Annotated in this window: 15 protein-coding genes and 1 tRNA gene; 13 read left to right on the forward strand and 3 right to left on the reverse strand. The window is 64.8% G+C overall.

Features of this window, described 5'->3' with window-relative positions:
• On the reverse strand, positions 1-702 hold a 702-nt coding region (locus tag HYH08_RS27850), incomplete at its 3' end, for an MFS transporter (protein ID WP_220013151.1).
• A 148-nt stretch (positions 703-850) separates the two neighbouring features.
• Here HYH08_RS27850 and sthA point away from each other — a divergent pair.
• The 3 genes from sthA (at position 851) to HYH08_RS27865 (ending at position 5,173) form a co-directional block, all read left to right on the forward strand.
• Positions 851-2,242, forward strand: coding sequence for a Si-specific NAD(P)(+) transhydrogenase (gene sthA / locus HYH08_RS27855; protein ID WP_220013152.1), 1,392 nt, complete (start codon positions 851-853; stop codon positions 2,240-2,242).
• A gap of 180 nt (positions 2,243-2,422) precedes the next feature.
• Complete coding sequence (locus tag HYH08_RS27860) at positions 2,423-3,658, forward strand: LLM class flavin-dependent oxidoreductase (RefSeq protein WP_220013031.1); 1,236 nt, start codon at positions 2,423-2,425, stop codon at positions 3,656-3,658.
• Between the two features lie 141 nt (positions 3,659-3,799).
• Positions 3,800-5,173, forward strand: a complete 1,374-nt coding sequence (locus HYH08_RS27865) for a cytochrome P450 (protein ID WP_220013032.1) — start codon at positions 3,800-3,802, stop codon at positions 5,171-5,173.
• 157 nt (positions 5,174-5,330) lie between these two features.
• Here HYH08_RS27865 and HYH08_RS27870 read toward each other — a convergent pair whose 3' ends face one another.
• Positions 5,331-6,167 carry an SDR family NAD(P)-dependent oxidoreductase gene (locus HYH08_RS27870; RefSeq protein ID WP_220013033.1) on the reverse strand — a complete coding sequence of 279 codons (837 nt, stop codon included), beginning with the start codon at positions 6,165-6,167 and terminating at the stop codon, positions 5,331-5,333.
• 179 nt (positions 6,168-6,346) lie between these two features.
• Between HYH08_RS27870 and HYH08_RS27875 the strand changes: the two genes are divergently transcribed.
• The 10 genes from HYH08_RS27875 to HYH08_RS27920 all read left to right on the forward strand — a co-directional run bounded on the left by HYH08_RS27875 (position 6,347) and on the right by HYH08_RS27920 (position 19,219).
• Positions 6,347-7,312, forward strand: a complete 966-nt coding sequence (locus HYH08_RS27875) for a sensor histidine kinase (protein WP_220013034.1) — start codon at positions 6,347-6,349, stop codon at positions 7,310-7,312.
• 413 nt (positions 7,313-7,725) lie between these two features.
• Positions 7,726-9,462, forward strand: a complete 1,737-nt coding sequence (locus HYH08_RS27880) for a putative bifunctional diguanylate cyclase/phosphodiesterase (protein WP_220013035.1) — start codon at positions 7,726-7,728, stop codon at positions 9,460-9,462.
• 350 nt (positions 9,463-9,812) lie between these two features.
• On the forward strand, positions 9,813-10,997 hold the full coding sequence (locus HYH08_RS27885; RefSeq protein WP_220013036.1) for a substrate-binding domain-containing protein: 1,185 nt from the start codon (positions 9,813-9,815) through the stop codon (positions 10,995-10,997).
• Between the two features lie 158 nt (positions 10,998-11,155).
• Positions 11,156-11,932 carry an ABC transporter ATP-binding protein gene (locus HYH08_RS27890; RefSeq protein WP_220013037.1) on the forward strand — a complete coding sequence of 259 codons (777 nt, stop codon included), beginning with the start codon at positions 11,156-11,158 and terminating at the stop codon, positions 11,930-11,932.
• Positions 11,929-12,651, forward strand: a complete 723-nt coding sequence (locus tag HYH08_RS27895; RefSeq protein ID WP_220013038.1) for an ABC transporter ATP-binding protein — start codon at positions 11,929-11,931, stop codon at positions 12,649-12,651. Before HYH08_RS27890 ends, HYH08_RS27895 begins: the two co-directional genes overlap by 4 nt.
• On the forward strand, positions 12,648-13,658 hold the full coding sequence (locus HYH08_RS27900; protein ID WP_220013039.1) for a branched-chain amino acid ABC transporter permease: 1,011 nt from the start codon (positions 12,648-12,650) through the stop codon (positions 13,656-13,658). The genes HYH08_RS27895 and HYH08_RS27900 overlap by 4 nt, the downstream gene beginning before the upstream one ends.
• Complete coding sequence (locus HYH08_RS27905; RefSeq protein ID WP_220013040.1) at positions 13,655-14,740, forward strand: branched-chain amino acid ABC transporter permease; 1,086 nt, start codon at positions 13,655-13,657, stop codon at positions 14,738-14,740. The genes HYH08_RS27900 and HYH08_RS27905 overlap by 4 nt, the downstream gene beginning before the upstream one ends.
• Before the next feature lie 207 nt (positions 14,741-14,947).
• Positions 14,948-18,025: a bifunctional diguanylate cyclase/phosphodiesterase gene (locus tag HYH08_RS27910; RefSeq protein WP_502788932.1), complete on the forward strand. Its 3,078-nt coding sequence runs from the start codon at positions 14,948-14,950 to the stop codon at positions 18,023-18,025.
• A gap of 1 nt (position 18,026) precedes the next feature.
• Positions 18,027-19,082 (forward strand): sensor domain-containing diguanylate cyclase, encoded by a 1,056-nt coding sequence (locus HYH08_RS27915; protein WP_220013042.1) that lies wholly within the window; start codon positions 18,027-18,029, stop codon positions 19,080-19,082.
• Between the two features lie 60 nt (positions 19,083-19,142).
• Positions 19,143-19,219 (forward strand) — tRNA-Arg (locus HYH08_RS27920).
• 93 nt (positions 19,220-19,312) lie between these two features.
• On the opposite strand, the gene HYH08_RS27925 is transcribed toward HYH08_RS27920, so the two are convergent.
• Complete coding sequence (locus tag HYH08_RS27925) at positions 19,313-20,611, reverse strand: multicopper oxidase family protein (protein WP_228748108.1); 1,299 nt, start codon at positions 20,609-20,611, stop codon at positions 19,313-19,315.
• Positions 20,612-20,748 lie beyond the last annotated feature (137 nt).

The raw sequence follows: 20,748 nt of genomic DNA on the forward strand, positions 1-20,748 counted from the left end.
CGCCCAGCCGACATCGTGGCCGAACAGCAGCGGCCCGATCAGGCACAGCAGGCCCGCGAACAGCACCACACTGCCCTTGATGTCGAGCCGTGTCCCAGCCCGCCGCGGCACCGACGGCATGATGCGCCAGGCGGCCGCCGCGATAACGAGGCCGCAGGGACCATTGACGAAAAACACCGCGCGCCAGCCGCTGCCGGCAAGATCGAGCGTCACGAGCAGGCCGCCGAGCAAAAATCCTGCGGCGCCCGCGAGGCCGAGCACGATGCCGTAGACGGCGAAGGCGCGGCTGCGGGTCTCGTCGGTAAAGAGCAGATGCAGCGTCGCCAGCACCTGTGGCACCATCAACGCTGCGGTCGCGCCCTGCGCCAGCCGCGCGACGATCAGCTCCGCGCCGGATTGCGCAAGACCGCACCACAGCGAGGTCGCGGTGAAGCCGAGCACGCCGGCGAGAAACACGTTCTTCGTGCCGTGGATGTCACCGAGGCGGCCGCCGGTCACCACCAGCGTCGCGTAAGCGATCAGATATATCGCGATGACGGATTCGATCTGCGCCGGCGTCGCCTTTAGGTCGACGGCGATGGTGGGAATGGCGACGTTGACGATGAAGGCGTCGACGCCGAACATGAATTGCGCGGCGACGACGATCGTCAGCACCCACCAGCGGCGGGTCGAATCGACTTGTTTTGTGACGGTTTGATGCATTTTCACGCGAGCCTTCAGCGATTTATTTGCGCGCAAGGCTGGCAGATCGGCGTCACCGGCGCGATTACCTCCGAGGTAGGACTTGCTGCCTTGGCCCGATTGCTGCATGGCAACTCCTGCTGGTTTTGCGGGCGCGGAAATCTTCCGGATGTACGACTACGACATGGTGGTGATCGGCTCGGGCCCGTCGGGGCGCCGGGCCGCGGTGCAATGTGCCAAGCTCGGCAAGGCCGTGCTGGTGGTGGAGAAGGGCCGGCGGGTCGGCGGCGTCTCGGTCCACACCGGCACCATCCCCTCGAAGACGCTGCGCGAGACCGTGCTGAACCTGTCCGGCTGGCGCGAGCGCGGTTTTTACGGCCGCTCCTACCGGGTCAAGCAGGACATCGCGGCGAGCGACCTGATGACCCGCCTCCAGAAGACGCTCGACCACGAGGTCGAGGTGCTGGAGCATCAGTTCAGCCGTAACCTGGTCCGCACCGCCAACGGCGAGGCCCGGCTGATCTCGCCGCACGAGGTCGAGATCACCAGCGCCCTCGGCGAGACCAAGGTGGTATCGGCCGCCTTCATCCTGATCGCCTGCGGCACGCGCCCGTTCCGGCCCGACTACGTGCCGTTCGACGGGACCAGCGTGCTCGACAGCGACGAGATCATCGAGCTGCCAAAACTGCCGCGCAGCTTAGCTGTGATCGGCGCCGGCGTGATCGGCGTCGAATATGCCACCATCTTCAGCGCGCTCGACGTGCCGGTCACGCTGATCGAGCCGCGGCCGACCTTTCTCGATTTCATCGACAAGGAATTGATCGACGAGTTCATGCATGAGCTGCGCGACCGCAATGTCGCGCTGCGGCTGGGGGCCAAGGTCAATTCGATCGAGAAGACCGCGCAGGGCCACATCGTCACGCATCTCGCGGACGGCCGCCACGTCACCACGGAAATGCTGCTGTTCGCGGCGGGCCGCGTCGGCGCCACCGACCGGCTCAACCTCGAGGCCGCGGGCATCGTCGTCGACCATCGCGGTCGCATCTCGGTCGATCCTGTCACCTTGCAGACCAGCGTGCCGCACATCTACGCCGCCGGCGACGTGATCGGCTTTCCGAGCCTCGCCTCGACCTCGATGGAGCAGGGCCGTGTCGCCGCCTGCCATGCGCTCGGCATGGAGCCCTTGGCGCCGCCGGAATTCTTTCCCTACGGCATCTATTCGGTGCCGGAGATCTCGACCGCCGGCCTCACCGAAGAAGAGGTGCGCACGCGCGGCATTCCCTACGAGGTCGGCATCGCACGCTTCCGCGAGACCTCGCGCGGCCACATCATGGGGCTGAACAGCGGCATGATGAAGATGATCTTCTCGACCAAGACCCGCCGCCTGCTCGGCGTGCACATCCTCGGCGAAGGCGCCACCGAGCTGATCCATATCGGCCAGGCGGTGCTGAACCTCAAAGGCACCATCGATTATTTCATCCAGAACACGTTCAACTATCCGACGCTGGCCGAGGCGTACAAGATAGCCGGGCTCGATGCGTGGAACAGGATGACGCGGTGATTTTTTCACCTCTCCCCGTAAGAACTGGGAGAGGGAGACGAAGCATCTCGCCTCGCATCGTATCGTATCCTCGCATGCCTGCATTCCGCTGCGCGGGACATCGCGCGATTGCGTTCATGCCAATGGGCACGTAGCTTCATCCCCACCAACAAACAGAAAATGACAGCCGGAGAGAACGCCATGGCGCGCCTGAAGTTCGGAGCTTTCCTCGCCCCGCATCACCCGATCGGGGAGCATCCGATGCTCCAGTTCCGGCGCGATCTGGATCTGGTCGAGCAGCTCGATTCGCTCGGCTATGACGAGTTCTGGTGTGGCGAGCATCATTCCTCCGGCTGGGAGATGATCGCTTCGCCCGAGATGTTCCTGGCCGCAGCCGGCGAGCGCACCAAGCGGATCAGGCTCGGCACCGGCGTGATCTCGCTGCCCTATCATCATCCCTTCAACGTCGCCCAGCGCATGGTGCAGCTCGACCACATGACCGGCGGCCGCGCCATCTTCGGCTCGGGTCCCGGCGCTTTGGCCTCCGACGCGCATACGCTCGGCATCGATCCGATGACACAGCGCGACCGCCAGGACGAGGCGATCGACGTGATCCGCCGCCTGTTCAACGGCGAGCGCGTCACCGCCAAGAGCGACTGGTTCACCATGAACGACGCCGCGCTGCAGATCCTGCCGTTGCAGGAGGAGATGCCGTTCGTCGTGGCCTCGCAGATCTCGCCGTCAGGCATGACGCTCGCCGGCAAATACGGCATCGGCATCATCTCGCTGGGCTCGATGACGACGCAGGGCCTGATGTCGCTGCAACAGCAATGGCAGTTCGCCGAGGACGCCGCGAAAAAGCACGGCACGAAGGTCAATCGCGCCGACTGGCGCGTGCTGCTGAGCTTTCACATCGCCGAGAGCCGCGAGCAGGCGCGCCGCGAGGCCGGCGCCGGGCTGATGCGCTGGCACAACGAATATAATGTCGGCACGCTGCAACGGCCGGGCCTCACCGCCTTCTCCTCGCCCGATGAAGCCGTGGACAAGACCGCCTTCGTCGAGGGCGCGGCCTCCACCATCGGCACGCCCGACGATCTCATCAAAACCATCAAGAACGTGATGGAGGTCTCCGGCGGCGTCGGCGCCGTCATCGGCTTCGTGCACGACTGGGCCAATCCGGAAGCCACGCGCCGCAGCTGGGACATGGTCGCGCGCTACGTCGTGCCTGAAATCAACGGCTATATCGACGGCCTGCGCAGGTCGCAAAAATTCGTGATCGAGAACCGCGCGATCTTCGAGCGTGCGGGGCAGGCCGTGATGGCCAAGATCATGCAGAACGAGAAGGCCGCCGAGGCGCTGAAGGTGACCGGCCCCGGCCGCGTCGCCATTCCCGCCGTCAACGCGCCGGATCTGCAGAAGGAAGCGGCGAAGCGGTAGACGTCATCGGGGCTACGCTTGTAACCACTCTCATGAGGACGTGATACCGGCCTGTGCTATGCTGACGCGATCAGCTTGCGTAGGCCGTAATAATGCCGCGGTGGCGCGATGTCTGTCGGTCGGACAACCGGAGCAATCGTCATGTCGATGCAGAATGTGGCCCCTGCGCTTCCTTTCACGGCTCCAAAGCGCAATGAGCTGACGCATATCCCCGGCGACGAGGGCTGGCCGATTATCGGCAAGACCTTTCAGGTGCTCGCCGATCCCAAGGGGCATATCGAGGCGAACGGCGCCAAATGGGGGCCGGTCTATCGCACCCATATTTTCGGCGAGACCAATGTCGTGCTGCTCGGGCCCGAAGCCAACGAGCTCGTGCTGTTCGACCAGCAGAAGCTGTTTTCCTCGACGCATGGCTGGAACAAGGTGCTCGGCCTGCTGTTTCCGCGCGGACTGATGCTGCTCGATTTCGACGAGCACCGCTTGCATCGCAAGGCTCTGTCGGTCGCGTTCAAGTCAGGGCCGATGAAATCTTATCTCAGCGATCTCGACCGCGGTATCGCCGCGCGCGTCGCGCAATGGAAGGCGAAGCCCGGCGAGATGCAGCTTTATCCGGCTATGAAGCAGCTCACGCTCGATCTTGCCGCGGCATCCTTCCTCGGCGCCGATATCGGGCCTGAGGTGGACGAGATCAACCGCGCCTTCGTCGACATGGTCGCGGCGGCCGTCGCGCCGATCCGCCGGCCGCTGCCCGGCACCCAGATGGCCGCGGGCGTCAGGGGGCGCAAACGCATCGTCGCCTATTTCCGCGAGCAGATTCCGCTCCGCCGCGGCAATCACGGCGGCGACGATCTGTTTTCGCATCTCTGCCGCGCCACCCATGAGGATGGCGCGCTGCTGTCCGAGCAGGACATCATCGACCATATGAGCTTCCTGATGATGGCGGCGCACGACACGCTGACATCCTCGCTGACCTCCTTTGTCGGCGAGCTCGCCGCCAATCCGGACTGGCAGGACAAGCTGCGTGACGAGGTCCAGGCGCTCGGCCTCGCCCCTGATGCGCCGAGCAGCTTTGACGATCTCGAGAAGATGCCGCTGTCGGAGATGGCTTTCAAGGAGGCGCTGCGGATCAAGCCGCCGGTGCCGTCGATGCCGCGCCGCGCGATGCGCGATTTCACCTTCAAGGGCTTTACGATTCCAGCCGGCACCGCGGTCGGCATCAATCCGCTCTACACCCACCACATGAAGGACGTCTGGCCCGAGCCTGATCGCTTCGATCCCTTGCGCTTCACGGAAGAGGCTCAGCGTGGCCGCCACCGCTTCGCCTGGGTGCCGTTCGGCGGCGGCGCGCATATGTGCCTCGGCCTGCACTTCGCCTATATGCAGGCGAAATGCTTCGCACGACACTTCTTGCAGAACCTCGAAGTGTCGCTGGAGCCGGGCTACAAGCCGCAGTGGCAGATGTGGCCGATCCCGAAGCCGCGAGATGGGTTGAAGGTGCGGGTGCGGGCGGTGTAGCCACAGCATCTCTCGTGTCCCGGACGCGCTGCAGCGTGAAACGCTGCTGCGCAGAGCCGGGACCCAGAATCTTGAGACATTGATCGCTCCGAGAGATGGGCCCCGGCTCTGCAGCGCACCGCTGAAGAAGCGCTGCGCTGCGTCCGGGGCACGAGACCTATCCCCCGTCAAACGCCTTGCGCAAGGCGCTCAACCCCTGCTGCTGCTGGGTCCAGTTGCGGCCGCCGGTGACGGCGCCGTCGACGACGAGATCATGGCCGTTGACGAAAGAGGACTCGTCGCTAGCGAGGAACACCGCGGCATGCGCGATGTCGTCGGGCAGGCCGGCACGCGGGATCGGCTGCGCGGTCTTGTAGACGTCGCGCAACATGGCGGGCGTCTGCTCGGCGGCGTCGGTGGTGAGCCCGAGCGCCTTGCCGAAGATGCCGGTCGCGATCGCGCCCGGTGAGATCGAGTTGACGCGCACGTTGGACTCGCCGAGTTCCATCGCCACGCATTTTGTCAGATGGATCACCGCCGCCTTGGCCGCGCCATAAACCAGCGAGGAGGAATAGCCGGCCAAGCGCCCGGCGATGCTGCCATTGTTGATGATGCTGCCCGACCCCTGCTTCTTCATGATGGGCGCGGCGTGCTTCATGCCGAGCATGACGCTGCGCACCAGCGTCGCCATCGCCGCGTCGAAGCGCTCGACCTCGAGGCCCTCGATGCCGCCGGTCTGCGCCGGACCGCCGGCATTGTTGAACAGGCAGTCGATGCGGCCGAATTTTTCCACCGCGAGCGCGATCAGCGCCTGCATCTGCACTTCGGCAGTCACATCGGTCTGACGAAACAGGCAATTGGCCCCGAGCCGCGATGCCAGCGCCTCGCCTTCCGGTATGCGCCGCCCCGCGATCACAATTTTGGCACCTTCGGCAACGAAGACTTCTGCAGTCCGCAATCCGATGCCGCTCGTCGCGCCCGTGATCACCGCCACCTTGCCGTCCAGCCTGCCCATGGAATGTCCCTGTTCTTGAATGATTTGACACCAAAATGCGGACACCGATCGATGGCGGCGCCGCGACGATCGGCGCCGCGACGCTCACTATTCCCGCCGGCTCCCGACAAGGCAAGCTTTGCTTGCGCTCTGGACATGCGTAACATTCACGGCGCAGGCACGCCGCGACCGGGCTACGCATGGAGAAGCTGATCGACGAATTCCGCAAGGGCTGGCAGGGCGTAGCACCGCCGTCGCTCGGCCTCAGCATCGCCTTTGCGATTGCTTGCGTGCTGGTTGCGACGCTGGCGCGCTGGGGGCTCGCCTATGTGCGACCCGACGTCTACTTCACCCCCTATTTCCCGGCCGTGTTCTTTGCCGCCGCCTTCGGAGGTTTCCGGATCGGCATCGTCACGGCGATCGCCGGCGGCGTGCTCGGCGTGGTCGTGAATTTCGGCGATGCCTTTGCCGATCGCGCCCGCTTTGCCTTGCTGGCGCTGTACTGGGCAGTCTGCGCGCTCACCATCTGGGGCGTCGAGCATTATCGCACGCTGCTGGTCGAGCAGCGGCGGATCTCGAAGCGCCTGATCGAGGAAGAAGAGTATCGCAAGCTCTTGGTCGACGAGCTCCAGCACCGGCTGAAGAACAAGCTGTCGACGGTGCACGCGGTGATTCACCAGGTGCTGCACGACCAGCCGCAGGTCTGGGCCCGGATCGATCCGCGGCTGCGCTCGCTGGCGACGACTGACGATCTGATCTCGCGGATCGACAAGGGGGGCTGCGACATCCGCGATCTCCTGATCGCGGAACTCGGGCCTTACGGCCATGTCCGCTTCACCCTCAACGGCGACCGGCTGTTCCTGCCGCCGAAGCTCGCGGTGACGCTGTCATTGATGTTTCACGAGCTTGCCACCAACGCCGGCAAATACGGCGCGTTCTCCGCACCGCGCGGATTGTTGCAGGTGTCATGGACCGTCAGCGGCGACCGCCTGACCATCACCTGGGACGAGACCGAAGGTCCAAGCATCGACAAGGTGTCGGCGCCGGGCTTCGGCACCAAGCTGCTGAAGTCGGCACTCTCGGCCTTCGACGGCAAGACCGAGGTCTCCTATCTGGCGACCGGCCTGCATTGCATCATGCAATGCCGCGTTCCCAAGGACGGGTGATCACCTCTCCCCAGCGGGGAGAGGTCGGATTGCCCCCGGCGATGCGAAGCATCGTCCGGCGCAATCCGGGTGAGGGGCCGCAGCGATCGGTGAGACTGTAACCCCTCACCCGGATCGCATCGTTCGATGCGATCCGACCTCTCCCTACGGGAGAGGTGACGACGACGGCTCATACCAATTTCTGTCGAAGCCATCGCGCAACGCCACTCGCAACAAACGAAAGCGATCCGCGCGCGTCGTTCGAGCTTTCGCAAGCGACGTTGACGCTCTGTTAATGACGATCGTCGGCGCGCGTCGCATCGCCGCAAAGCACCCCCGTATTTCTCCGTACCGCTTAACCAAACTTAAGAGGGAACCGCGCAAGATCGCGCCCATTGCAAAGGCGCGCCGAAACAACAAGATTCATGACTTCTATGAACGACAACAGATATTTCGGCGCGAGCGAAGCCGAGCTCGGATTTCTCAAGGAAATCGTTAGAATGCTGCCGGCTGGCGTGACCGTGCAGGACGCCGATGGCGAGCTTCTGCTGGTCAATGATGCCGCTGCCGCACAGCTCGGCATGGACGGCAGCCGGCCTTCGCCGGACCTGGTACCGCGCCGCGAAGCCTGCTGCCAGGCGCTGAGCGCCGGCCGGGCCGTGGTCACCGAGGAAGCGCTCCACGAGGGCGCGACGCGCCAGGTGCTGCTGACGACCCATCGTCCCGTTCGCCTTGCCGGACGCGAGCTGCTGATCTCGGCCTCCTCCGACATCACCGAGCAGAAGAATTTCGAGGACCAGCTGTTTCGCTCGGCCTATTTCGACGAGCTGACCGGCCTGCCCTCGCGGCGCGTGATCGAGCACCGCGCCAACAGCCTGCTCGCGGGGAGTCGCGGCGGCGACCGTTTCGCGCTGGCTTTCCTCGACGTCGACAATTTCAAGCACATCAACGACTATTACGGCCACGCCGTCGGCGACGCGCTGCTGGTCGAGCTGTCGAAGCGGCTCGGGCGCGATTTGCGCGAGACCGACATGCTGTCGCGCATCTCCGGCGACGAATTTTTGCTGCTGCTCTCGCCGATCCAGAGCCAGGAGGAGGTCGCCGAATTCGTGCAGTCGACGCTGGAGCGGCTGACCGCGCCGTTCTTCATCGACGGCTCGGAGCTGTTCGCCTCGACCTCGGTCGGCATCAGCCTCTATCCCGAGCACGGAAGCAGCTTCGAGACGCTGCGCCAGAACGCCGACATCGCGATGTACCGCATCAAGAATGACGGCAAGGGCATGGCCGCGTTCTTCGACGCCAGCATGGAGCGCGAGGCGCAAGCGCGGATGAAGATCGAGCAGTCGCTGCGGCTCGCGATCCTCGAAAAGCGCTTCTGCTGCGCCTTCCAGTCCAAGGTCGACATCCGCACCCAGGCGGTGAAGGGCATCGAAGCCCTGGTGCGCCTGCGCGACGACGAAGGCGTGATCCAGGCGCCGGGCTCGTTCATCAACCTCGCCGGCGAACTCGGGCTGATCGACGAGCTCACGCATCTGGTGCTCGCCGAGATCGTCAAGTCGATCGACCTGATCAACGAGACCTTCGGCGCGGAAGCGACCATCAGCATCAACGTCGCTGCGAAACAGGCCGGCAAGCCCGAGTTCATGCGCAACTTCGCGCGGGCACTGGAAGAGACCGGTTTTCCGCAGCGCTTCATGATCGAGGTCACGGAAGACGCCTTCGTCGCCAAGAGCCATTTCCAGTCGGAAATCCTGCCGATGTTCCGCAAGCTCGGCGTCGGCATCTCGATCGACGATTTCGGCACCGGCTATTCCTCGCTCTCGGCGCTGGCCGACATCACCGCCGACGAGATCAAGATCGACCGCTCCTTCATCACCGACATCCATAAGCGTCCGCGCAGCCAGGGCATCCTGCGCGCGATCGAATCCTTGAGCGAAGCGCTCGGCATGACCGTGATCGCCGAAGGTCTCGAATCCTACGAGGAGCTGGCCTACCTCCAGGCCGCAACCAAGATCCGCTACGCGCAGGGCTATTATTTCTCGCGGCCGATCTTTTTGGAGGAGCTGAAGCTGGCGACTCCAGCCTCCAGCGAATCCCGCGGCAGCGTCGCGAGCCGCCCGATGCAGCAAAACCGCCAGGGCTATTCCCGCGCGAGCGGGTATCGGCGGTAAGCGTCGTCCGATCATCCGACGAGCTATTCCCGTCATCCTGAGGTGCGACTGGCGCGATGCGAAAGCATCGCGCCGGGAGCCTCGAAGGATGTACGGCCGAGCTGCCAGCCGGGCCGTTCATCCTTCGAGGCCTCCGCTACGCTCCGGCACCTCAGGATGACGGAGAACAGATCGCGGCCGGGCTTGCGCCTGCCGAATTCTTCGGCAGGCTGAATCCATCACGCGTCAAGACACCGTCACACGCGACTCCCACAAGCCCGCCGTAAGGTGGAATTGCAATGTTCGTCAGGCTGTGCAAATCGCTATTGCCAAGACGGTCACTCAAGGCATTTCAATAGGGAGGGATTATCGTGCGTCGTTCACTCATCGTATCCACAGCCATCCTCGGCTTGGCCGCGGTCACCTCCGCGCATGCAGACGACCTCAAGGTCGCGCTGATCTACGGCAAGACCGGCCCGCTCGAAGCCTATGCCAAGCAGACCGAAACCGGCCTGCAGATGGGCTTCGAATACGCCACCAAGGGCACGATGACGCTCGACGGCCGCAAGATCGTGGTCATCACCAAGGACGACCAGGGTAAGCCAGATCTCTCCAAGGCCGCGCTCGCAGAGGCCTATCAGGACGACAAGGCCGACATCGCGATCGGCACGACCTCGTCGGCCGCGGCGCTCGCAATTCTCCCCGTCGCCGAGGAGAACAAGAAGATCCTGATCGTCGAGCCCGCCGTCGCGGACCAGATTACCGGCGAGAAGTGGAATCGCTACATCTTCCGCACCGCGCGCAATTCGTCGCAGGACGCGATCTCGAACGCAGTCGCGATCGGCAAGCAGGGCGTCACCGTCGCCACGCTGGCGCAGGACTATGCCTTCGGCCGCGACGGCGTCGCCGCCTTCAAGGAGGCGCTGGCCAAGACCGGCGCGACGCTCGCTGCGGAGGAATATGCGCCGACCTCGACCACCGACTTCACCGCGGTCGGCCAGCGCCTGTTCGATGCGCTGAAGGACAAGCCGGGCCGCAAGATCATCTGGGTGATCTGGGCCGGCGCCGGCAATCCGCTGGCCAAGCTCCAGGACATGGACCCGAAGCGCTACGGCATCGAGCTGTCGACCGGCGGCAACATCCTCCCGGCCCTCGCGGCCTATAAGGGCCTGCCCGGCATGGAAGGCGCGACCTATTATTTCTACGAGATCCCGAAGAACCCGGTGAACGACTGGCTGGTCGCCGAGCACCAGAAGCGCTTCAACGCGCCGCCGGACTTCTTCACCGCGGGCGGCTTTGCGGCCGCGATGTCCGTCGTCGCCGCCGTCACCAAGGCGAAATCGACCGACAGCGAGAAGCTGATCACGGCCATGGAAGGCCTGGAGTTCGACACGCCGAAGGGCAAGATGGTGTTCCGGAAAGAGGACCATCAGGCGCTGCAGAGCATGTATCACTTCAAGGTCAAGGCCGATCCGAACGTCGCCTGGGCCGTGCTCGAGCCGGTGCGCGAGCTGAAGATCGAGGACATGGACGTTCCGGTCAAGAACAAGCGGTAGGTGCTTCTTCACCTCTCCCATAGGGAGAGGTCGCGCCGAAGGCGCGGGTGAGGGGTTTCGCCTCTCGTGGGACCTGAGCCCCCTCACCCGATTTGCTGCGCAAATCGACCTCTCCCCTCCGGGGAGAGGTGTCACAACCACCCGACACGCTTGAACCCATGCCCCTCTCCCTCGAAACTCGCGACCTCACCATCCGCTTCGGCGGGCATGTCGCAGTCAACAACGTCACCTGCACGTTTCGGCCGGGCGAGCTCACCGCCATCGTCGGGCCGAACGGCGCCGGCAAGACCACCTATTTCAATCTGATCTCGGGCCAGCTGCGCGCCTCCAGCGGCAGCATCTTGTTCGACGGCACCGACATCACCCAGCACTCCGCGCCCTTACGGACCCGCGCGGGTCTCGGACGCGCGTTCCAGCTGACGAACCTGTTTCCGAACCTGACCGTCGAAGAGAACGTCCGCCTTGCGGTGCAGGCGGCCTCCGGCACGCATTACGACATGCTGCGTCCGTGGATGGTCCGCCGCGATCTGATCGCGCGTGCGGATGCCATCCTCGACCAGGTCGCGCTGGGCAATCGCCGCGGCGTCGCCGCGACCGCGCTGTCGCATGGCGACCAGCGCAAGCTCGAGGTCGCCCTGATGATCGCGCTGGAGCCGAAGGTGTTCATGTTCGACGAGCCGACTGCAGGCATGAGCATCGACGAGGTCCCGGTGGTGCTGAACCTGATCGCGCAGCTCAAGCAGGACAAGAGCAAGATCATTCTCCTCGTCGAGCACAAGATGGACGTGGTGCGCTCGCTCGCCGACCGCATCATCGTGTTGCATAACGGCCAGCTCGTCGCCGACGGCGTGCCGGCCGAGGTGATCGCTTCCCCGATCGTGCAGGAAGCCTATCTCGGCGTAGCTCCCAAGGCAGCTTCAGGGAGCGCGGCATGACAGACCTGCTCAAACTCTCCGGCGTGCACACACATATCGGCCGCTACCACATTCTCCAGGGCATCGACCTCGCCGTCCCGCAAGGGCAGGTCACGATGCTGCTTGGCCGCAACGGCGCCGGCAAGACCACGACGCTGCGCACCATCATGGGCCTGTGGCAGGCCTCCTCCGGCGAGATCACGCTGGACGGGATGCGCATCGAGAGCCGCGCCACGCCCGATATCGCGCGGCTCGGCGTCGGCTATGTGCCGGAGAGCATGGCCGTGTTCTCCGACCTCACGGTGAAGGAGAACCTCGTCCTCGCGGCGCGCGACGCGGCGATGGACGACAAGCAGCTCGAATGGATTTTTGGATTTTTCCCGGCACTGCGGCGGTTCTGGCTGTCGCGGGCGGGAAGCCTGTCCGGCGGGCAGAAGCAGATGCTCTCGATTGCGCGCGCCATCATCGAGCCACGAAAACTGCTGTTGATCGACGAGCCGACCAAAGGCCTCGCGCCCGCCATCGTGATGGCGCTGATCGAGTGCCTGAAGGAGATCAAGCGCAAGGGCGCGACCATTCTCCTCGTCGAACAGAACTTCTTTGCCGCCCGCGAGCTCGGCGACAGCGTGCTGGTGATGGACAACGGCACCATCGTCCATCGCGGCGAGATGGCGGCGCTCGCCGCCGACGTGCCGCTGCAGGAGCGGCTGCTCGGCCTGAGCCTGGAGGCGCATCAGTGACAGACCTTGCCGCAACCGATCCGCTGCCGAAGCCGAGGCGCGATCTGGCGCCGATCCTGCTCCCGATCGCGCTCGCGCTCGTCATGATCCCGCTGGTCGGCTCGCCCTCGACCTGGCTGACCCTGACCGCCGCGAGCCTCGCTATGGGCATGATGATCTTCATCATGGCCTCGGGCTTAACGCTCGTATTCGGCCTGATGGACGTGCTGAATTTCGGCCATGGCGCCTTCATCGCGGTCGGCGCCTATATCGCGACGCTGGTGTTCGCGCCGTTCGTGGCCTCGGTGCAGGCCGACTCGCTGTGGGTGAACCTCGCCGTGCTGGCCCCCGCGGCGCTGCTGTCGATGGCCGTGTCCGGCGCGCTCGGTCTGGTGGTCGAGCGCGTGCTGATCCTGCCGGTCTACGGCCAGCATCTGAAGCAGATCCTGATGACCACGGGCGGCCTCATTGTTGCAGAACAGACGCTCTATGCGCTGTGGGGCCCGCAGATCATTCCGATGCCGCTGCCGACCTCGCTGCGCGGCTCCTTCATCCTCGGCGACGTCGCGATCGCCAGATACCGCGTGCTGGCGATGCTGATCGGGCTTGCCGTGTTCATCGCGATCCAGCTCGTGCTCAACCGCACCAAGCTCGGCCTTTTGATCCGCGCCGGCGTCGAGAACCGCGAGATGGTCGAGGCGCTCGGCTATCGCATCCGCCGCCTGTTCCTCGGCGTGTTCATGACCGGGTCGGCGCTCGCCGGCCTCGGCGGCGTGATGTGGGCGCTGTATCGCGAGCAGGTCCACGCCTCCATGAGCGACGAGCTCACGGTCCTGATCTTCGTCGTCGTCATCATCGGCGGGCTCGGCTCGATCGGCGGCTGCTTCATCGGCGCGATCCTGGTGGCGATGGTCGCCAATTACGGGGGCTTCCTGGTGCCGAAACTCGCCCTCGTCTCCAACATCCTGCTGATGGTCGCCGTTCTGATGTGGCGCCCGCGCGGCCTCTATGCGGTGACCAGCCGATGATGATCCTCTCCGGCGATCCCCCGAAGAGCCGCGTGCTCACGCTCATTCTCGTTGTCATCATCCTGGCGCTGGCGGCGACGCCGTTCCTGTTTCCCGGCGCCAAGGCCCTGAACGTCGCAGCGAAAATCTGCGTGTTCGCCGCGCTGGTGGCGTCCTACGACCTGCTGCTCGGCTACACCGGCTCGGTGTCGTTCGCCCACACGATGTTCTACGGCATCGGCAGCTACGCCATCGCCATTGCGCTGTACGGGATGGGGCCGAACTGGGCCGCGGTCGCCACCGGCATCGTCGTCGGCCTGCCGCTGGCCGCATTGCTGGCGCTCGCCATCGGCCTGTTCTCGCTGCGGGTGGCCGCGATCTTCTTTGCCATGATCACGCTCGCAGTCGCCTCCGCCTTCCAGGTGCTGGCCTCGCAGCTCTCGTGGCTCACCGGCGGCGAGGACGGCCGCAGCTTTCAGCTCCCGGAGCTGCTCCGCCCCGGCACGGTCCTGATCTCGAAAAACCTGTTCGGCTTCGAGATCAACGGCCGCATCCTGACCTTCTACCTGGTGTTCGCGATCTCGGCCCTGATGATCCTCGCGCTGTTGCGTGTGGTGAACTCGCCATTCGGCCGCGTGCTGCAGGCGATCCGCGAGAACCGGTTTCGCGCCGAGGCGCTCGGCTTCCGGACCGTATTTCACCTCACCTATGCCAACTGCATCGCCGCCCTGGTGGCTGCCAGCGCCGGCATCCTGAACGCGCTGTGGCTGCGCTATGCCGGCCCGGACACCTCGCTCAGCTTCTCGATCATGCTCGACATTCTCCTGATGGTCGTGATCGGCGGCATGGGCACGATCTATGGCGCGATCATCGGCGCCACCATCTTCATCCTGGCCCAGAATTATCTGCAATCTCTGATGGGCGTGGCCTCCAAGGCGGCGTCTGAGGCCGGCCTGCCGCTGCTGCCGGGGCTGCTGCATCCCGATCGCTGGCTGCTGTGGCTCGGGCTGCTGTTCATCGCCAGCGTCTATTTCTTCCCGACCGGCGTGGTCGGACGACTGCGACATGGCCGCGCTGACAAGAGCGCGGGCGCCTCGCATTAAGCATTGATTAATGATGCACCGCAGCTTTTGTTGCGCGCGCAGCGCAACCAGAAGGCTGCTCCCGCTGCACTGCATACGGGCCGGATCACGCAACCGGATTAACCCTCAGGTAACTGGCTTTCCTAAGGTTTGCGCCATTTGTGAGGTGTATTCCTGTTCCGCCAGGGAGGGGGAATGCGCCAGGCCTTTACAGGAATCGCAGCCGGAATGTCCCTAGCCGCGAGACGCGGTTGGGAGGCAGCGATGCGGCGCGGACCCGTGCTGTGGCTGACCCTGAGCGGCGTGTTCCTGGTGATGGGGATCTTCGCCGTCACCGCAATGGCCATCGGCGAGTTTCGCGAGCGGACCCTGGCCAACCGCGAGCGCGAGCTCGAAAACACCGTGCAGCTGATCGCGCGGCACTTCGATCAGCAGTTCGAGGATTCCGACGTCGTCGCCGCCGATCTGATCGGGCAGATGAAACTGCCGGAAATCACTTCGGCCGCAATGTTCCGCGAGCGAATGTCGGGACCTGCTGCCAACGAGATGCTACGCGGCAGGATCAGTCCCGTGTCCTACCTCGGCGACATCGCGATCTATGATGCCGACGGCGAGATCATCAACTGGTCGCGGTCGCAGCCACTGCCCAAGATCAACGTCTCAGCGCGCGCCTACTTCCAGAACTTCAAATCGAATCCGATGGCCGAGCCGGTCGCGCTGGAATCCGTGCGCAGCTATCTGATCGGAAAATGGACCACGATCGTGGCGCGGCGGCTGAGCCTGCCGGACGGCACCTTCGTCGGCGCGCTGGTCCGCCGGATCGATCCGGACAGCTACCAGAACTATTTCGCGTCGATTGCGCTCGCCGAGGGTACGGCGATCTCGCTGTTCGACCGCGAAGGCAAGATGCTGGCGCGCTATCCGCATGTCGAGGAGCTGATCGGCAGGAGCTTCAAGGACGCGCCGCTGATGCGCAAGATGCTGGCCGAAGGCGGCCGGCACACGCTGCGCGTCAAGGGGCCCATTGAAGGCGAGGACCGACTCGGCTCCGCGGCATCGTTGAGCCATTTTCCCCTGGTGATCGTCGCAACCAGCACCATGAGCGCCGCACTCGCGGACTGGCGGCAACAGACCGGCTTCATGGTCACGACCGCCGCGCTGGCGGCCACTGTGATCGCACTGATCCTGTTCCTGATCGTTCGCCAGATCAACCGGCAGAACCGCGAGGCCCAGCAACGGCTGGAAGCCGAGCGATCGCGGCTCGACACCGCCTTGAACAACATGTCGCAAGGACTGATCCTGTACGACGCGAACGGTACCATCGTCACCTGCAACCGCCGTTACGCCGACATGTTCGGCCTTTCCCATGACGTCATCAAGCCAGGCTGCCACATCCTCGATGCCATGCATCACCGCAAGGAGCGTGGCGCATTCGGTGGCGACGTCGAGGCGTTTTGCGCCGACGTGATGCGGGTGGTGGCCGAAGGCACGGTCTCCACCAGGCTCCATGAGCTGCCGAACGGCCGCTGCTTCCAGGTCATCAACACACCGCTCGCGCAGGGCGGCTGGGTCGCCACGATCGAGGAGATTACCGAGCGGCGCAATCTGGAGCAGGAGCGCGACCGCAACTACATGTTCCTGCGCGAGATCATCGATCACATCCCCTCCCAGATCACGGTGAAGGACGCCAGGACGCGGCAATATCTGCTTATCAACCGCTCCGCCGAGGAGCAGTTCGGCCAATCCAGCGAAGCGATCGTCGGCAAGACCCCGTTCGACATCTACCCGGATCACGCGGCCAGGGTCGTCACCGACGACGACAGCAAGGCGCTGCAAGCCGCCGGGGGATTGTTCCAGGACGAGCATGCCTGGCAAAGCCAAACCAAGGGTCTGCGCTATATCACCTCGACCCGGATCGGCATTCCCGACAAGTCCGGCGAGCCGCGCTATCTCATCAGCGTCGTCGAGGATGTGACCGAGCGGCGGCGCGCCCACGAGAAGATCGCGCATATGGCGCATTACGATGCGCTGACCGACCTGCCGAACCGCACGCTGTTCCGCGAAGAGATCGAGCGCGAGCTCGAAAAGGTCGCGGATGGCTGCCAGTTCGCGCTGCTCTATATCGATGTCGACGAATTCAAGGGCATCAACGATTCGCTCGGCCACCACGTCGGCGACGAGCTCTTGAAGGCGATCGCGACGCGCCTGCGCGGCTGTCTCAAGAAGGGCGATCTGATCGCCCGGCTCGGCGGCGACGAATTTGCGGTGATTCAAACGGCAATCCAGTCCCCGGCCGACGTGCTGTCCTTCGTGACGCGGATCTACGAGGCGATCCGGGCGCCCTATCATTGCCTCGGCCACCAGCTCTCCACCGATGCCAGCATCGGCATCGCGCTGGCGCCGCAGGACGGCGGCGATCTCGACCAGCTCATCAAGAGTGCCGACCTTGCGATGTACGGCGCCAAGGCTTCCGGACGCCGCACCCACCGCTTCTTCGAACCCGAGATGGACGCGAGCGCCAAGGCGCGCCTGTCGCTCGAGCAGGATCTGCGCCAGGCCCTCATCAACGGCGGCTTCGAGATCCACTATCAGCCGCTGGTCGATCTGCGCACCAACGCGGTCTCGGGCTGCGAGGCGCTGCTGCGCTGGCGCCACCCCGATCGCGGCATGGTGTCGCCGGCGGAGTTCATCCCGATCGCCGAGGACACCGGCCTGATCAACGAGCTCGGCGACTGGGTGCTGCGCACCGCTTGCAACGAAGCGGCGACCTGGCCGGCGCATGTGCGCGTCGCGGTCAACGTCTCCCCGGTTCAGCTTAAATGCGATACGCTGGCGCTGCGGATTGCCGGGGCGCTGGCCGCCTCCGGCCTCGATCCGCGCCGGCTCGAGCTTGAGATCACCGAGGCCGTGCTGATCCGCGACGACGAGGCGGCGCTCTCGATCCTGCACCAGCTCCGCGCGATCGGCGTGCGCATCGCACTCGACGATTTCGGCACCGGCTATTCCTCGCTGAGCTATCTGAAGCGCTTCCCGTTCGACAAGATCAAGATCGACCGCTGCTTCGTCGCCGACATCGCGGAAGAAAGCGGCGCGCCCGTCATCGTGCAGGCGGTGGTGAACATCGCCGCCGCGAGCCACATGACCACGGTTGCCGAGGGCGTCGAGACCGAAGCCCAGCGCGAGCTGCTGCGCGCGCTCGGCTGCACTGAGATGCAGGGTTATCTGTTCAGCAAGCCGAAGCCGGCTGCCGAGGTCCGCAACCTGTTCAGCCCGAAAGACGCCGCGCCCGTGGCCGCGGTGGCCTGAGATGGCGAAGCGGGCGAAACCTTCAGCCAAAGCGGTCGACATCGCCGATTCCTATGCCGTGCGGCTGATGCAGCATCTGGTCGTCCCGACCTTCGTGATCGACCCGAGGCGACGCGTGGTGATCTGGAACAGAGCCTGCGAGCGCCTGACCGGCGTTGCCGCCGCCGAAGTGATCGGCACCACAAAACACTGGCAGGCCTTCTACGAGACCAGACGCCCGTGCCTCGCGGACCTCGTCGCGCTCGATCGTCCCGAGCAGCTGCCGGAATATTATTCGGAGTACGCCGCACGCGGCCATAACGGGCTCGGCTTCAGCGCCGAGAACTGGTGCGTGATGCCGAAACTCGGCAGCCAGCTGTATCTCGCCATCGACGCGGGCCCGATCCATGACGAGGCCGGCCATCTGATCGCCGTGGTGGAGACGCTGCGCGATCTCACCGACCAGAAGCGCGCCGAGACCGCGCTGAAGGAGCTCGCCACCAAGGACGGGCTGACCGGCCTCTCCAACCGCCGTGCCTTCGACCAGATGCTGATGACGGAATGGGCCCGCGCCCAAAGGACGCAGAAGCCGATGGCGCTGCTGTTCGTCGACGTCGACCATTTCAAGCTGTTCAACGACCGGCACGGCCACCAGAGCGGCGACGAGTGCCTGCGCGCGGTCGCCGATGTCGTCAGCCGCCACGCCGTGCGCCCGCTCGACCTTGCCAGCCGTTATGGCGGCGAGGAGTTTGCGCTGATCCTGCCTGACCTCGATTGTGACAGTGCCTGCGCCATCGCCGATGACATCCGGCGCGCGGTAATGGCCTTGGCGATCGCCCATGGCGCCGTCGGTGCCGGCGAGCACGTCACCCTCAGCGTCGGCGTCGCCAGCCACATTCCGGGCGAAGCCGACGGCAACCCCGACCGCCTGCTGGGCGCGGCCGACGAGGCCCTCTATGCGGCCAAACGGCTCGGCCGCAATCGCGTCATCTGCGCCGAGCGCATCCTCGCCGAATTCGCCGGTCTCGGGCGGGAGGCAGCGCCGGTCCCTGGCCGTATGGCCCGCAAATCGGCCTGACCGAGGACAGCGGAAGCGGTTGCCCGCTCCCTACCAATCGGCTAAATGAACCCTCGGTCAGCACCCGTAGCTCAGCTGGATAGAGCGTTGCCCTCCGAAGGCAAAGGTCACACGTTCGAATCGTGTCGGGTGCGCCATTTCGGTACAAAACTGGACACTCCAAAACCTGCGGTTTTGCGCCGGACGCGGCGACGAGCGTGCGCAGGTCATCGCGGCGATAGCCGGCCGCGTCATGCGTAGGCGATCAGTCCGGCGAAGCCTTCGTCCATGTGGTCTTGGTGATGGCAATGGAAGAAGGTCGGTCCGGGGTCGTCGGCGACGAAATCGACCTCGGCCGTCGAATATCTGGGCAGGCTGATCGTGTCCTTGATCACTCCGGACGTCGGCTTGTCGCCGACCTTCGTGATTTCGAACGAGTGGCGATGCAGGTGTACGGGGTGTTCGTCGCCGCTGTCGTTGTTCAGCACCAGGCGGTATCGCTTGCCCTTGACGACGGTGAAGAGCGGATTCGTGTCTGGCCAGGATTTTCCGTTGATGGTCCAGCGGTTGTAGCCGCCTCTCCCGCCAGGGATCTTCTCGAACTTCAGTCCGATCGTCTCGTCGGGTGCAGTGGCCGGAACGTCGTGACGTCCGAAAGCGGTGTAGTCCCATTTGGACGCAGCCGGCGCCGCCCAGGTCGGCTCGCCGCTCCGGCCGGCGTATTCGACGACCACGCCCATGCCCATGTTGCGGTCCTCGTCCTCCGTCGAGCCGAAGACCCAGATTCCCGGATTGTTCATCTCCACGATGACGTCGGCGCGCTCGGCGACGTCGAGCTTCAGGATGTCGACCGTCGCGGACGTCGGGACCGGATTGCCGTCCAGCGCCAACACCCTGAAGCGATGGCCCGCCAGCGCCAGCGAGATGCCCATATTTCCGCTCGCGTTGAGCACCCGGAACAGCACGCGTTCGCCCTCGCGTACGCGGATCGGCTCGCCATGACCGAGCATGCGGTCGCCGAGGGTCGCCGCGTGATACATGACCTCCAGTCCGTTGTCCGGCGGCGGCCCCTTCTTGATGTCCTGCATGCTGACCCAGTGACCGTCCCAGTGATGGGCAGCAAGCAACACTTCGCGGTCATAGCCGCCGGGGTCGCCGCCGGCCGGCTCCACGATGAGGAATCCGAACTCGCCCGTATAGGTGCTCTTGTTCAGATCGGTCATGGCCATCGCGTGGCTGTGATACCAGCGCGTCCCCGCCGGCCTGGCGACGTATTCGTAGGTCAAGGATCTGCCGGGCTCGATGATCGGCGAGCCTTCTTCCGTGGCTCCATCCTGCTCCGACGGAATCATCAGGCCGTGCGAGTGGATCAGATTGGGGTAGCCGGAATCGTTGGTAACCTCGATTCGGACCGGCTGACCTTCCTTGACCCGTAGCGCCGGCCCGGGAACGGTCCCGTTATATGCGGTGGTCCTGATGATCTTTCCGGGCGCGATCTCGAGCGAAACTGGCGCGATCCTGATCCTGTGATCGGGTGCCGTTTGCAGCATCTGAGCACGAACGAGCGGAAGGGCCCTGGCCGTCATCAGCGACACTGCACCGGCCTGTGCGCCGCGAAGTAGTGTCCTCCGGCTGACGAACGGTTGGTTCCGAAGGCTCTCTCCACGTCGATCGATCTTCGCCATCG

This window comes from Bradyrhizobium sp. BR 10289, from assembly GCF_019455385.1.
Taxonomy (GTDB): domain Bacteria; phylum Pseudomonadota; class Alphaproteobacteria; order Rhizobiales; family Xanthobacteraceae; genus Bradyrhizobium.

Excerpts from the sequence above, each read along its gene's own strand:
- sthA (WP_220013152.1), top strand. The coding sequence starts at position 851 with ATGTACGACTACGACATGGTGGTGATCGGCTCGGGCCCGTCGGGGCGC.
- HYH08_RS27860 (WP_220013031.1), top strand. The coding sequence starts at position 2,423 with ATGGCGCGCCTGAAGTTCGGAGCTTTCCTCGCCCCGCATCACCCGATC.
- HYH08_RS27865 (WP_220013032.1), top strand. The coding sequence starts at position 3,800 with ATGTCGATGCAGAATGTGGCCCCTGCGCTTCCTTTCACGGCTCCAAAG.
- HYH08_RS27870 (WP_220013033.1), bottom strand. The coding sequence starts at position 6,167 with ATGGGCAGGCTGGACGGCAAGGTGGCGGTGATCACGGGCGCGACGAGC.
- HYH08_RS27875 (WP_220013034.1), top strand. The coding sequence starts at position 6,347 with ATGGAGAAGCTGATCGACGAATTCCGCAAGGGCTGGCAGGGCGTAGCA.
- HYH08_RS27880 (WP_220013035.1), top strand. The coding sequence starts at position 7,726 with ATGAACGACAACAGATATTTCGGCGCGAGCGAAGCCGAGCTCGGATTT.
- HYH08_RS27890 (WP_220013037.1), top strand. The coding sequence starts at position 11,156 with ATGCCCCTCTCCCTCGAAACTCGCGACCTCACCATCCGCTTCGGCGGG.
- HYH08_RS27895 (WP_220013038.1), top strand. The coding sequence starts at position 11,929 with ATGACAGACCTGCTCAAACTCTCCGGCGTGCACACACATATCGGCCGC.
- HYH08_RS27905 (WP_220013040.1), top strand. The coding sequence starts at position 13,655 with ATGATGATCCTCTCCGGCGATCCCCCGAAGAGCCGCGTGCTCACGCTC.
- HYH08_RS27910 (WP_502788932.1), top strand. The coding sequence starts at position 14,948 with ATGTCCCTAGCCGCGAGACGCGGTTGGGAGGCAGCGATGCGGCGCGGA.
- HYH08_RS27915 (WP_220013042.1), top strand. The coding sequence starts at position 18,027 with ATGGCGAAGCGGGCGAAACCTTCAGCCAAAGCGGTCGACATCGCCGAT.
- HYH08_RS27925 (WP_228748108.1), bottom strand. The coding sequence starts at position 20,611 with ATGCTGCAAACGGCACCCGATCACAGGATCAGGATCGCGCCAGTTTCG.